This window comes from Streptomyces sp. NPDC002787 (assembly GCF_053592095.1).
On the sequence record NZ_JBSFVC010000004.1, the window covers coordinates 1 to 12,398 of the forward strand.

A 12,398-nucleotide genomic window follows, 5' to 3' on the forward strand; every position below is an offset into this window, starting at 1 on the left:
CGAGATGGCCGGGAACGGGGTATCAACATATCTGGCGTTGATTTTTGGCACGCTGTTGAGTTCTCAAGGAACGGACGCTTCCTTTGTACTCACCCAAGTCACTCTCGGGCTTTCCTCCGGGCGCTTCCCTTCGGTCTTGCGTTTCCGACTCTATCAGATCGTTTTCCGGTCCGATTCCCTGTCGGGGGGATTTGCCTTTCGGCTGCCTAGGGGCCTCTCGGTTTCCCTTGCGGCCTTTCGACATTCACTACGTTAGCCGATTCCCTCGGCAACTCATAATTGAGTGGTGGGGGCTGGAATTAGGGCATGCCTAATGCGCCCCCGCTGAGGGGATGTCGTAGGTAGTGGGTTGGCCGCTCTCGGCTGCTGGCTGATCGCCGTAACCGGTTCAAGCGGCTCGGGCTACCTTACGGATCGCCCAGGAGCGAGTCAAGTTGAGCGCCTGCGGGGGACGTGGGCCCGATAGGGGCTGACCGTCGGGTCGTTGGCGATCCAGAAGCGCCACGGGTGAATGCCGCCGTCGCCGGAGACGCCGGTGCGGGGGCCGTTGACTACCTGGTCAGAGCTGACGGGGGTGCCGGTCAGAACCTTCAGGGGCGGGGTGTCGGAGGCGCAGGCGTCCGTGCCGTCGAGGGCTCGGTCCACGTCCAGGGCCGTGGCCAGGCGGGCGGGCCCTTTGGCCAGTTCCTTGTCATTTCGGGCTGAGATTCGACGTTTGCGGGCGAGGTCGGCGCCCTCGATGATCTCGCCGGCCCTCAGCAGGACCGCGCTCGCCCGGCCCTCCGGACCGCACACCAGGTTCATGCAGTGCCACATGCCGTAGGTGAAGTAGACGTACACATGGCCGGGCGGACCGAACATCACGCCGTTGCGGGCGGTGCGACCGCGATAGGCGTGGGAGCCGGGGTCGTTCGCACCGTCGTAGGCCTCGACCTCCGTGAGGCGGAGTTCGATCGGGCCGTCCGGTGTGGTGCGGACGAGGACGCGTCCCAGGAGGTCCGGTGCCACCTCCAGTACGGGGCGGTCGAAGAACTCGCGGGCGAGGGGCGTACGGTCAGGGCTCGCGATCATGGCGTACGAGCGTAGTCCAGACGGGTGCGTGTCGACGGGTGGCGAGGAGGCGTCCTCCTTGGAAGGGTTTGGATGAGGGAGGGCGCGGAACCGGCTGCCGTCGGTTTGCGTTTGTAGGGATCAAGGATCCACGCCACACAGAGCGATCCACACCACACAGAACACGAACCACACAGATAAACAGGCGTTGCCTGACGGGAGGAACAGACATGGGGTTCAAGCGGCTGCTCGCGAGCCTGGGGGCCGGTGGCGCTTCGGTCGAGACGGTGCTGACCGAGGTCAATGTCGTCCCGGGCGGTGTCGTCCAGGGTGAGGTGCGGATCCAGGGCGGCTCCGTGGACCAGCAGATCGAGGCGCTGTCCGTCGGGCTGCAGGCCAAGGTGGAGGTCGAGGGCAACGACCAGGAGTACAAGCAGGACATCGAGTTCACCAAGCAGCGGCTCGGTGGTGCCTTCGAGCTGAAGGCCGAGGCGGTCCATGTGGTGCCGTTCGGGCTGGAGATCCCGTGGGAGACGCCGGTCACCACGATCCAGGGGCAGACGCTGCCGGGCATGAACATCGGTGTGACGACCGAGCTCGAGATCGCCCGCGCGGTCGACTCCGGCGACCTGGACCCGATCAACGTGCACCCGCTTCCGGCGCAGCAGGCCATCCTCGACGCCTTCATCCAGCTGGGCTTCCGTTTCAAGAACGCGGACCTGGAGCGCGGTCACATCCGGGGTACGCGGCAGAAGCTGCCGTTCTACCAGGAGATCGAGTTCTACCCGCCGCAGCAGTACCACGGCCTGAACCAGGTTGAGCTGAGCTTCGTCGCCGACGAGCGTGAGATGGACGTCGTGCTGGAGATGGACAAGAAGCCTGGTCTGTTCAGCGAGGGCAGCGACTCGTTCCGCGCGTTCAAGGTGGGGCTGCACGACTACCAGGGCACGGACTGGGCCGCGTACCTGAACCAGTGGCTGTCGGAGGTCGGCAGCAAGCGCAGCTGGTTCTAGGCTCGGTGTAACTGGAACCACATCTCCCCCGGATCCATCAGGAGGTACCGAGGTGACCGAGCCGAAGAGGCCGCCGCTCCCCCATGATTTCCACCCGGTCGTGCCGTCGTTCACGGTCGCGAGCGAGGACGTCGAGGCCGGTGCGACGCTCAAGGACGCTCAGGTCTATGCGGAGGGAAACACCTCGCCGCAGCTGCGCTGGGAGGGCTTCCCGCCGGAGACCAAGAGTTTCGCCGTGACGTGCTACGACCCGGATGCCCCGACGGGCAGCGGCTTCTGGCACTGGGTCGTGTTCGACATCCCGGCGTCGGTGACGGAATTGCCGACGGGAGCGGGCTCGGGGAAGTTCGAGGGGCTGCCCGAGGGCGCCGTCCAGGTGCGCAACGACTACGGGACGAAGGATTTCGGCGGGGCCGCGCCGCCGCCCGGGGATCCGGCGCACCGCTATGTGTTCACGGTGTACGCCGTGGATCAGGAGAAGCTCGGCCCGGACTCGGACGCCTCGCCCGCCGTGGTCGGATTCAACCTGCGGTTCCACACCCTGGCGCGTGCTCAACTCATCGGTGAGTACGCCGCCGTAGCGGAAAAGTAACGAAGCCGGACGTTCATTGAACGTTTGCCCGTCTCTGGTCTTGGAAGTGATCAGAGGCGGGCATTTTTTATTGCGTTGTCCATCTCGTCGTGCCCGGCCACAGTTGATCCAAGCCCGCCGGGGGGTGGGCTGGTGCACAGGAGGTGGGCTGGAGTGCGGGACACGCTGGTACTGAACGCGAGCTTCGAGCCGCTGTCGACGGTGACGCTCAACCGGGCCGTCGTTCTGGTGCTGCAGGACAAGGCCGTCGTCGAGCAGACCCACCCCGAACTGCGCATGCGCGGAGCCGCGGTCGACATACCGGCGCCCCGGGTGATCAGGCTCTGCAGGTACGTGAGGGTGCCGTTCCGAAGACAAGCGCCGTGGTCGAGGCGGGGTGTCCTGGTACGGGACCGGCACAGGTGCGCCTACTGCGGCAGGCGGGCGACGACCGTCGACCATGTGGTGCCGCGTTCGCGGGGCGGTGGTGACACCTGGCTGAACACGGTCGCGTCGTGTGCCGAGGACAACCACCGGAAGGCCGACCGGACTCCAGAGCAGGCGGGGATGCCGCTGCTGCGGCAGCCGTTCGAGCCGACGCCGGCCGATGCGATGCTGCTGTCGCTGGGTAACGATGACTTTGACGCGCTGCCGGCTTGGCTCTCGCAAGGGGCCGCGTAACGCCGTTGGGGTTGCTGTGGTTCGCGGCCTGCGAGTGCGACGTGGCTTGTCGCGCAGTTCCCCGCACCCCTTAAAAGCAACAGCGTGGGGCCCGCCTTCTTCTTCGAAGGCGGGCCCCACGCTGTTGTGTGCGCTCAGTCGATCGCCGGCTTCTCGCGGCGGTCGCCGTTGCCGTCGGCGGGGCGGGGGACGGTCGGGCCGCCGCCCAGGTTGCCGAAGTTGCCCATGGCGCCGGAGAGGCCCTTGAGGGCGTCGCCGATCTCGCTGGGGACGATCCAGAGCTTGTTGGCGTCGCCCTCGGCGATCTTCGGGAGCATCTGGAGGTACTGGTAGGAGAGGAGCTTCTGGTCCGGGTCACCGGCGTGGATGGCCTCGAAGACCGTACGGACGGCCTGGGCCTCGCCCTCGGCGCGCAGGGCGGCGGCCTTGGCCTCACCCTCGGCGCGGAGGATCTGGGACTGCTTCTCACCCTCGGCGGTGAGGATGGCCGCCTGGCGCGTACCTTCGGCGGTGAGGATCGCGGCGCGCTTGTCACGGTCGGCGCGCATCTGCTTCTCCATCGAGTCCTGGATGGAGGTCGGCGGCTCGATCGCCTTCAGCTCGACGCGGTTGACGCGGATGCCCCACTTGCCGGTGGCCTCGTCGAGGACGCCGCGCAGGGCCGCGTTGATCTCCTCGCGGGAGGTCAGGGTCCGCTCCAGGTCCATGCCACCGATGATGTTGCGCAGCGTCGTGACGGTGAGCTGCTCGATCGCCTGGATGTAGCTGGCGACCTCGTAGGTGGCGGCCCGGGCGTCGGTCACCTGGTAGTAGATGACGGTGTCGATGTTCACGACCAGGTTGTCCTGGGTGATCACCGGCTGGGGCGGGAACGGCACGACCTGTTCACGGAGGTCGATGCGGTTGCGGATCGAGTCGATGAACGGGACGACGATGTTGAGGCCCGCGTTGAGCGTGCGTGTGTAGCGGCCGAACCGCTCGACGATGGCCGCGCTGGCCTGTGGGATGACCTGGATGGTCTTGATCAGGGCGATGAAGACCAACACCACCAGAATGATCAGGACGATGATGATCGGTTCCATCGTTTGCTCCCCGTGCCCTTCTCCGCCGTGGCGCTTCCTGAAGATCTTATGCCTGTTCGGACTGTTGAAGATCTTGCTGGTCGAGTCTGGCAGAACGCCGCCTGCCAGGTGGGTCGTTCACGTCATTGCGTCATCGCCTCGTGACCACATCGTGCGAGGTCACATGACGATCGCCGTGGCTCCCTCGATCTCCACGACGTCCACTTCCTGACCCACCTCGAAGGCCTGACCGGTGTCGAGCGCGCGGGCGGACCAGACTTCGCCGGCCAGCTTGATGCGGCCGCCGGAGCCGTCGACCCGTTCCAGGACGACGGCGTGCTTGCCCTTCAACGCGTCGACGCCGGTGGCGAGTTGGGGCCGCGAGGATCTGTGCCGGGCCGCGATGGGCCGTACGACGGCGAGGAGCGCGACGGAGACGACCGCGAAGACGACGACCTGGAGTACGACACCACCGCCCAACCCCGCGGTCACGGCGCCGGCGACGGCGCCCAGGGCTAGCATTCCCAACTCGGGCATCGCGGTCACGACGAGGGCGATCCCGAGCCCGGCCGCGCCGATCAGCCACCACACCCATGCGTCGATGCTGTCCACATCCGCAATGGTAGAACCGGGATCGTCCCGCCGAACAGAGCACAGGGTCAAAGATCGCGTACAGAGGGCCGCCAAGTCGGGTGCGCCGGGGCCGTGTTGTGGACCCGGGGCACCCGAGGGGCGGAAGATCGGGAGAAGTTGGAGGTCAGGTGAGCGGCAGGCCGTGGGCGGTCCAGCGCTCGCCCATCTGCTCGACGACGAGCGGGAGGCCGAAGCAGTGCGAGAGGTTGCGGGAGGTGAGCTCCAGCTCCAGCGGGCCCGCGGCGAGGACCTTGCCCTGACGGATCATCAGGACGTGGGTGAAGCCCGGGGGGATCTCCTCGACGTGGTGCGTGACCATGATCATGGAGGGGGCGATCGGGTCGCGGGCGAGGCGGCCGAGGCGACGTACGAGGTCCTCACGGCCGCCGAGGTCGAGGCCGGCGGCGGGCTCGTCGAGGAGCAGCAGCTCGGGGTCCGCCATCAGGGCGCGGGCGATGAGGGTGCGCTTGCGCTCGCCCTCTGAGAGGGTGCCGAACTTGCGGTCGACGTACTCGGTCATGCCGAGGCGGTCGAGGAAGGCGCGGGCGCGCAGCTCGTCGATCTCCTCGTAGTCCTCGTTCCAGGTGGCCGTCATGCCGTAGGCGGCGGTCAGCACGGTCTGCAGGACGGTCTGGCGCCTGGGGAGCTTCTCCGCCATGGCGATGCCGGCCATGCCGATGCGCGGGCGCAGCTCGAAGACGTCGACCTGGCCGAGGGTGTCGCCGAGGATCGTGGCGGTGCCCTTGCTGGGGTAGAGGTAGCTGGACGCGATGTTGAGGAGGGTGGTCTTGCCGGCGCCGTTCGGGCCGAGGATGGCCCAGCGCTCGCCCTCCTTGACCGACCAGGAGACCTGGTCCACCAGAGCCCGGCCCTCGCGGACCACGGATACGTCCTCCAGCTCCAGAACATCGCTCATGAGCGCGCTGTCTCCCCTTGCAGTGTCGGCCTGTCTCGGCTGTCGCGTACGCCTGTGGTTGGAGCCACCGCCGGGTGGGCGCAGCCCTCAGGGAAATCTACGCCACCGGTCGGGCGGTCCATTCCATCGGTCGGTCCTTAGGGTGGGGGCATGCTCTCCGAACCACGCTCAGGGCGCCTCGCCTCATGGGGAAATGCCCTCCTTGCCGGACTTGTCTCCCCGGATGACGCGGTGCTCGCGATCGTCGGGGAGGACGCGGTGCACCGGGTGGAGGGGTTGCCCGGTGAGTCGGAGCCTGTCGGGCTGACGCTCGCGCTGGGGCGGTTGCGGGCGCTCGGGGTGACCGGGCTGCGGATCGCGCTGCCCGCGCCGGGGCATCCGCTGGGGCTGAGCGGGCCGCCTGAGTTCAACAAGCGGGCGCTGGAGGCGGAGGAGGCGGTCGTCTGCCACGGGGGTGCGCTGGGGCTGGTGCCGGAGGTGTACGCGGTGGGGCCCACCGGGGACGAGCATGTGGAGGTCGTCTGGCACTGCCTCGAGGTACGCGAGGCCCCACCCGCCGATGTGCCGTCCCTCGGGGAGGCCGAGCGGGAGTTGGCGGAGGCGCTCCGGGAGGCGACGGCCGTGCTGTCGCGGCTGGACGTGGCGGCGTCGGGGCCGGTGGCGGAGGCGGCGATCGACGCGTACCGGGCGCGGGCCGAGCGGGGGCGGGAGGTGCTGGCGCCCGGGTATCCGCCGCGTGCTGTACGGGTGCTGGAGCTGGCGCAGCGGGTGGGTTTGCTGATCTCCGTGGCGTTCGAGAACGGGCACGGTGGTGCCGTGAGCGCCTCCGAGATGGGCTCGCGGACGGCTGCGCTGCGGCCGGTGGAGCGGACGGCTCGGCGGGCGCAAGTGGCGGCGTACAACGCGTTCGTGGAGGAGCGGGAGCGGGGGCGGTAGTCGGCGGGGGCCAGACCCCTGGCGGTACGTCGCCCGGCGGCTGCGGTTGGGCGGGCCGGGATTGCGCTCACCGGCGCTTGCCGGGTGCCGCTGCGCCCACCCGTGCCGCCCCAGCGGCACGACTGCCCGCAGCTACGAACAGCGGCATTACGGCGGCACAGCTGCCCGCAGCTACGAACGGCGACCGTCACGGTGGCACGGGTGCCGACGGCTACGAACGCCTGACCGGCCTTCCAGGGAACCCTGGAAGGCCGGTGGTCACTGATGCTCCGGGGCGGGAACGTCAGTGGTTGACACCCAGGTTGCCGAAGGCCGGGTTCAGGATGCCGACGACGTTCACGCTGTTGCCGACCGCGTTCACGGGGACGTTGACCGGGGCCTGGATGAGGTTGCCCGAGACGACACCCGGCGAGCCGATGGCCTTGCCGTCGGCGTGCGCCCCGCCGTCGGTGGCGGAGGCCATACCGGCACCGGCGGCGACGAGGCCACCGGCCACCATCGTGACAGCGGCGGCCTTCTTCAGGTTCTTCACTTTGAGCCCTTCCTTGCGATCACTGCGGCGGTCGCGCGCAGCACGCACTGAAGAACGGCGGGGGTCCCCCGAGGATGCGCCATCCGAGTGACATACACCCGACAGTATGAATCTCAGTCCGGAGCGGAACCCTCCATGTTGCCGGACAAGCCGTACATCATCCGGTCATACCATGGCGTACCGCCCACAGTGCGGCCTGGGTCCGGTCCGCCAGGTCGAGCTTCATGAGGATGTTCGAGACGTGGGTCTTCACCGTCTTCTCGGAGAGGACCAGTGCGCGGGCTATCTCGCGGTTGGAGCGGCCGTCGGCGATCAGGCCGAGCACCTCGCGCTCCCGCTCGGTCAGTGAACCGCCTCTGCCCTGCCCGGAGTTGGCCTCCTCCTGGGACAGGAGCACACCGGCGACCTCCGGCTGGAGCAGGATGTGTCCGGCGTGCACCGAGCGGATCGCTCCGGCGAGCGCGTCGGGGTCCACGTCCTTGTACACGTACCCGGCGGCACCGGCGCGCAGGGCCGGGACGACGGTGCGCTGCTCGGTGAAGCTGGTGACGATGAGCACGCGCGCCGGGTTGCCGAGCTCGCGGAGCTTGCGCAGTGCGTCGACGCCGTCCATGCCCGGCATCTTGACGTCCATGAGGACGACGTCGGGTCGCAGCTCCTCGGCGCGGGCGACTCCTTCGGCACCGTCGGCGGCCTCTCCCACGACCTCTATGTCGTCCTGCACCTCCAGGAAGGTGCGCAGGCCGCGGCGGACCACCTGGTGGTCGTCGACCAGCAGCACCTTGATTGCATCAGCCACCGGGGACCTCCATCTCGATCGTGGTGCCCTTTCCGGGCGCCGATTCCACGGTCAGCCGGCCGCCGACCCCGCCGGCCCGGTCACGCATGGAGACCAGGCCCAGGTGGCGTCCCGCGCGGCGTACGGCCTGCGGGTCGAAGCCGTCGCCGTCGTCCGTGACGCGCAGGACGGCTCCGCCGCCGCGCCGGTCGAGGCTGACGTCGACGTGCTCGGCTCCGGAGTGCCGCAGGGCGTTGTGCAGGGCCTCCTGGGCGACGCGCAGCATGGCCTCCTCCTGGGCGGCGGGCAGCGCGCGGGCGCCGCGCCCGGAGAAGGTGACGCGGGCGCCGTGGGCGCGGTCCAGGACGTGGACATGGGTGCGCAGGGTGGCGACCAGGCCGTCCTCGTCGAGCCCCGCGGGGCGCAGCTCGACGACGGCGGCGCGCAGCTCGTCCGCGGCCTCGGCGGCGAGGGCGGCCACCTGCTGGAGTTCGCCCTTGGCGCGCGAGGGGTCGCGGTCGACCAGGGCGGCGGCGGCCTGGGCGGTCAGGCGCAGCGAGAAGAGTTTCTGGCTGACGGCGTCGTGGAGTTCGTGGGCGAGCCGGGAGCGCTCCTCGGCGATGGTCAGCTCGCGGCTGCGTTCGTAGAGGCGGGCGTTGGTCAGGGCGATCGCGGCGTGCTGGGCGAGGATCGACAGCAGGTCCTCGTCCTCCTCGGTGAAACCGCAGCCGCCTTCGGGCCTGGGGCACCGCTTGTTGGCGAGGAAGAGGGCGCCGATGACCTCGTCGCCGTCGCGGATGGGCAGGCCCAGGAAGTCGACGAGGTCGGGGTGGGCGCTCGGCCAGCCCTCGAAGCGGGGGTCCTTGCGGACGTCGGCCAGGCGCTCCGGGGTGGCCTCGTGGAGCATCGCGGCGAGGATGCCGTGCTGGCGCGGGAGAGGGCCGATGGCCTTCCACTGGGCGTCGCTGACGCCGTCGACGACGAACTGGGCGAAGCCGCCGTGGTCGTCGGGGACGCCGAGCGCGGCGTACTCGGCGTCGAGCAGCTCACGCGCGGAGGCGACGATCGTCTTGAGGACGTCGCGCACCTCCAGGTGCCTGCTCATGGCCAGCAGCGCGGAGCTGACCGCGGCGAGGCCGGACCGTGGACCTTGACTCATGACCTCACCGTACCGGCGGGGTCCGACAGCGCGGATCGGACCGCTGACGGCCCCTTTCGGGCCGGGAGACCTAGGCCGGAGACCTACGACCGGTCCTAGGCCCGGGCCCGGGCCCAGCGGCCTAGGGCAAAGGGCCCCGGCGCTTTGCGGCCCGCGCACGAGGCGGCGGGGCCGTGCCCGTTCCTACGTTGAGATCACCGCCGACCGGGTCGGGCGGCGGCCGAGGAACGAAGGGGACGGGTGTCATGCCGGTAGCGATCATCACGGGGGCTTCGAAGGGGCTGGGCCGGGCGCTCGGTGCGGCGCTGGCCGAGCGCGGGTGGGATCTGGTGCTCGACGCCAGGACCGCCGAGGTGCTGAGGGAGACGGCGAAGGAGCTGTCGGCGTACGGGACGCGGGTGGAGGCCCTGCCGGGGGACGTCACGGACGCGGGGCACCGGGCCGAGCTGGTGGCGGCGGCGCGTGGGCTGGGCGGGGTCGATCTGCTGGTGAACAACGCGAGCGCGCTGGGCGCCGAGCCGCTGGTACGGCTGGAGGGGCTGGCCCTGGACGGGCTGCGGCGGGCTCTGGAGGTCAATGTGGTCGCGGCGCTGGGGCTGGTCCAGGAGGCGCTGCCGCTGTTGCGGGCCTCCGCCACGGGCGCGGTGATCGACGTCAGCTCGGACGCGGCGGCGGAGGCGTACGAGACGTGGGGCGGGTACGGGGCCTCGAAGGCGGCGCTGGACCAGCTGTCGGCGGTGCTGGCCGAGGAGGAGCCGGGGCTTCGGGTGTGGGCCGTCGATCCCGGGGACATGGGTACGGATCTGCACGCGGCGGCCGTACCGGACGACGGCGATCCGCGGCCGGCGCCGGCCGGTGTAGTGCCCGCTTTCCTGCGGCTGCTCGACGAGCGGCCGGCCAGTGGCCGCTACGGGGCGCCGTCCCTGCTGGAGGGGCGATGACGACGGCGACGGTGCGTGTCCCGGAGGAGCTGCACGCGCGTGTGCCCGCCGAGCAGCGCGGGGCCGGTCTCGACCGGGACGGGGTACGGCTGCTGGTCTCGCGCGGTACGGAGGTGTCCCACCATGAGTTCGTGGCGCTGCCGGGGCTGCTGAGGGCGGGCGATCTGCTCGTCGTCAACACCTCGCCGACCTTGGCGGCGGCCGTGGACGGGACGATCGGGCACGCGCGTGTAGTGGTGCACTTCTCCACGCGGGGCGACGACGGGCGGTGGGCCGTCGAACTGCGGGATCCGGACGGACGTGGCACCACGCGTGCGCGTGCGGGCGGTCCCGCGGGGACGGCGGTGCTGCTGCCGGGCGGCGTGGGGCTGGTCCTGGAGGAGCCGTTGAGCGAGCGGGGTGAGCGGTTGTGGTGGGCCCGTGTGTCGTCGTCGGCCGTCGCCGGGATGCTGCGGGAGCACGGGAGGCCCATCCGTTACTCCTATACGGAGCGGGATCAGCCGCTGTCCGTGTATCAGACGGTGTTCGCGTCGCCGTCCGAGGACGGTGCGGGGAGTGCGGAGATGCCGAGTGCCGGGCGGCCGTTCACGGGCCGGCTGGTGGCGGAGCTGGTGAGCCGGGGGGTGCGGTTCGCGCCGATCGCGTTGCACACCGGGGTCGCTTCGGGGGAGGCGCACGAGCCGCCGTATCCGGAGCGGTTCGCGGTGCCGGAGGCCTCGGCGCGGCTGATCAACATGACGCGGGCGGGTGACGGACGGGTCGTCGCGGTGGGGACGACGGCGGTGCGTGCCGTGGAGTCGGCCGCCGGGCCCGACGGTGTCGTACGGGCGCGGGAGGACTGGACGGATCTGGTGGTGACGCCGGAGCGCGGGGTGCGGGTGGTCGACGGGCTGCTGACCGGGCTGCACGAGCCGGAGGCCTCGCATCTGCTGATGCTGGAGGCGGTCGCGGGCCGGGCGGCGGTCGACCGTGCCTACGAGGCCGCGGTCGGGGGGCGCTACCTGTGGCACGAGTTCGGGGATGTGCATCTGATCCTGCCCGATGAGGCACCTCATGAGGCACCTCATGAGGCACCTCACGCAGAGCATTGCGCCAGCAACTAGCGGTGAGCTGACCGCCTCGCCGATGTGAGGCCTCCCATAGGGCGCACATCACGTACGAAGGTGCTTAGGAGAGAGATAAGGGCGGCATGAGCGGGAAAGACGGGCTGTTCTGTCCCGTTTTGCCGGTTCCAGTACAACTAACCGGCATCGTACGTCACACCTTTGCCACGCGATTTTGCGGCCGCTAAGAATGGCAGCCGTCGCTCGACGCCGCGGGTTCTCCTGCGGCGTTTGTGCTGGAAATGCTGTGTCCCCCACCCGGCACGCAGAGCGACCTCCGCGCTATTCGAAGAGGTCCCTCACTTATGCTCAAGAACGCCAAGATCCCCGGCCACAGTCTCGCGCTGACCAAGACCCACAAGCTCTCGTTCGCCGGAGTGGCCGCCTTCGGCGCCGCCGCCCTCGCGTTCTCGCTGGTGCCGGCCGAGGCTCAGACCGCCACGCAGACGGTGTCCGCGGCTCCGGCGGCGTTCAGCCAGAACCCCGCCCAGGTGGTCAAGGCGAGCGTCGTCGACCAGGCGGCCGACGCCGACAAGAAGGCCGCCGAGGCCGCGGCGAAGAAGAAGGCCGAGCAGGAGCGCGCGAAGAAGGAGGCCGCCAGCCGGTCCGCCAAGCGCGCCGCCCAGGTCAAGGCCGCCGCCGCGAAGACGTACCCGGACAACCTCGACGGCTGGATCCGCGAGGCGCTCGACATCATGAAGAAGCACAAGATCCCGGGCACCTACCACGGCCTGCACAAGAACATCATGCGGGAGTCCTCGGGTAACCCGAACGCCATCAACAACTGGGACATCAACGCCAAGAACGGCGTCCCGTCGATCGGTCTGCTGCAGGTCATCAAGCCGACCTTCGACGCCTACCACGTCCCGGGCACGGCCAAGAGCCAGTACGACCCGGTCGCCAACCTGACGGCCGCCGCGAACTACGCCGCCGACCGCTACGGCTCGATCGACAACGTCAACAGCGCGTACTGAGGCCCGCGCGGGACCTCTGAGAACGCGGAAGGGCGGCACCCGGTGCGGGT

14 protein-coding genes are annotated in these 12,398 nt (G+C 69.7%); 7 read left to right on the forward strand and 7 right to left on the reverse strand.

Features of this window, described 5'->3' with window-relative positions; translation table 11 throughout:
• Nucleotides 1-429 precede the first annotated feature (429 nt).
• Entirely contained in the window at nt 430-1,071 is a 642-nt protein-coding gene (locus tag ACWD26_RS06050; RefSeq protein ID WP_451266684.1) for a DNA-3-methyladenine glycosylase, read from the reverse strand.
• A gap of 209 nt (nt 1,072-1,280) precedes the next feature.
• On the opposite strand from ACWD26_RS06050, the gene ACWD26_RS06055 reads away from it, so the two are divergent.
• The 3 genes from ACWD26_RS06055 (at nt 1,281) to ACWD26_RS06065 (ending at nt 3,315) form a co-directional block, all read left to right on the forward strand.
• A complete protein-coding gene (locus tag ACWD26_RS06055; protein ID WP_451266686.1) occupies nt 1,281-2,063 on the forward strand; it encodes a sporulation protein in 783 nt (260 codons plus the stop codon).
• A 52-nt stretch (nt 2,064-2,115) separates the two neighbouring features.
• Nucleotides 2,116-2,655 (forward strand): YbhB/YbcL family Raf kinase inhibitor-like protein, encoded by a 540-nt coding sequence (locus ACWD26_RS06060; RefSeq protein WP_451266688.1) that lies wholly within the window; start codon nt 2,116-2,118, stop codon nt 2,653-2,655.
• Between the two features lie 153 nt (nt 2,656-2,808).
• Entirely contained in the window at nt 2,809-3,315 is a 507-nt protein-coding gene (locus tag ACWD26_RS06065; RefSeq protein ID WP_451266690.1) for an HNH endonuclease, read from the forward strand.
• A 134-nt stretch (nt 3,316-3,449) separates the two neighbouring features.
• On the opposite strand, the gene ACWD26_RS06070 is transcribed toward ACWD26_RS06065, so the two are convergent.
• The 3 genes from ACWD26_RS06070 to ACWD26_RS06080 form a co-directional block, all read right to left on the reverse strand.
• Nucleotides 3,450-4,397 (reverse strand): SPFH domain-containing protein, encoded by a 948-nt coding sequence (locus ACWD26_RS06070; protein WP_451266692.1) that lies wholly within the window; start codon nt 4,395-4,397, stop codon nt 3,450-3,452.
• Nucleotides 4,398-4,556: 159 nt separating this feature from the next.
• A complete protein-coding gene (locus ACWD26_RS06075) occupies nt 4,557-4,988 on the reverse strand; it encodes an NfeD family protein (RefSeq protein ID WP_451266694.1) in 432 nt (143 codons plus the stop codon).
• Nucleotides 4,989-5,133: 145 nt separating this feature from the next.
• Complete coding sequence (locus tag ACWD26_RS06080) at nt 5,134-5,925, reverse strand: ABC transporter ATP-binding protein (protein WP_451266696.1); 792 nt, start codon at nt 5,923-5,925, stop codon at nt 5,134-5,136.
• 150 nt (nt 5,926-6,075) lie between these two features.
• On the opposite strand from ACWD26_RS06080, the gene ACWD26_RS06085 reads away from it, so the two are divergent.
• Nucleotides 6,076-6,861, forward strand: a complete 786-nt coding sequence (locus ACWD26_RS06085) for a hypothetical protein (RefSeq protein WP_451266698.1) — start codon at nt 6,076-6,078, stop codon at nt 6,859-6,861.
• 283 nt (nt 6,862-7,144) lie between these two features.
• Here the strand turns inward: ACWD26_RS06085 and chpE are convergent, their stop codons facing one another.
• The 3 genes from chpE to ACWD26_RS06100 all read right to left on the reverse strand — a co-directional run bounded on the left by chpE (nt 7,145) and on the right by ACWD26_RS06100 (nt 9,330).
• Entirely contained in the window at nt 7,145-7,393 is a 249-nt protein-coding gene (gene chpE / locus ACWD26_RS06090; RefSeq protein ID WP_451266700.1) for a chaplin ChpE, read from the reverse strand.
• A 157-nt stretch (nt 7,394-7,550) separates the two neighbouring features.
• The gene (locus ACWD26_RS06095; protein WP_451266702.1) at nt 7,551-8,192 is read right to left on the reverse strand and encodes a response regulator; all 642 of its coding nucleotides are present in this window, start codon (nt 8,190-8,192) and stop codon (nt 7,551-7,553) included.
• Entirely contained in the window at nt 8,185-9,330 is a 1,146-nt protein-coding gene (locus tag ACWD26_RS06100) for a GAF domain-containing sensor histidine kinase (RefSeq protein WP_451266704.1), read from the reverse strand. The genes ACWD26_RS06095 and ACWD26_RS06100 overlap by 8 nt, the downstream gene beginning before the upstream one ends.
• Nucleotides 9,331-9,575: 245 nt before the next feature.
• On the opposite strand from ACWD26_RS06100, the gene ACWD26_RS06105 reads away from it, so the two are divergent.
• The 3 genes from ACWD26_RS06105 (at nt 9,576) to ACWD26_RS06115 (ending at nt 12,348) form a co-directional block, all read left to right on the forward strand.
• Nucleotides 9,576-10,271, forward strand: a complete 696-nt coding sequence (locus ACWD26_RS06105) for an SDR family NAD(P)-dependent oxidoreductase (RefSeq protein WP_451266706.1) — start codon at nt 9,576-9,578, stop codon at nt 10,269-10,271.
• Nucleotides 10,268-11,374, forward strand: a complete 1,107-nt coding sequence (locus tag ACWD26_RS06110; protein ID WP_451266708.1) for an S-adenosylmethionine:tRNA ribosyltransferase-isomerase — start codon at nt 10,268-10,270, stop codon at nt 11,372-11,374. The genes ACWD26_RS06105 and ACWD26_RS06110 overlap by 4 nt, the downstream gene beginning before the upstream one ends.
• A 305-nt stretch (nt 11,375-11,679) precedes the next feature.
• On the forward strand, nt 11,680-12,348 hold the full coding sequence (locus ACWD26_RS06115) for a transglycosylase SLT domain-containing protein (protein WP_451266710.1): 669 nt from the start codon (nt 11,680-11,682) through the stop codon (nt 12,346-12,348).
• Nucleotides 12,349-12,398 lie beyond the last annotated feature (50 nt).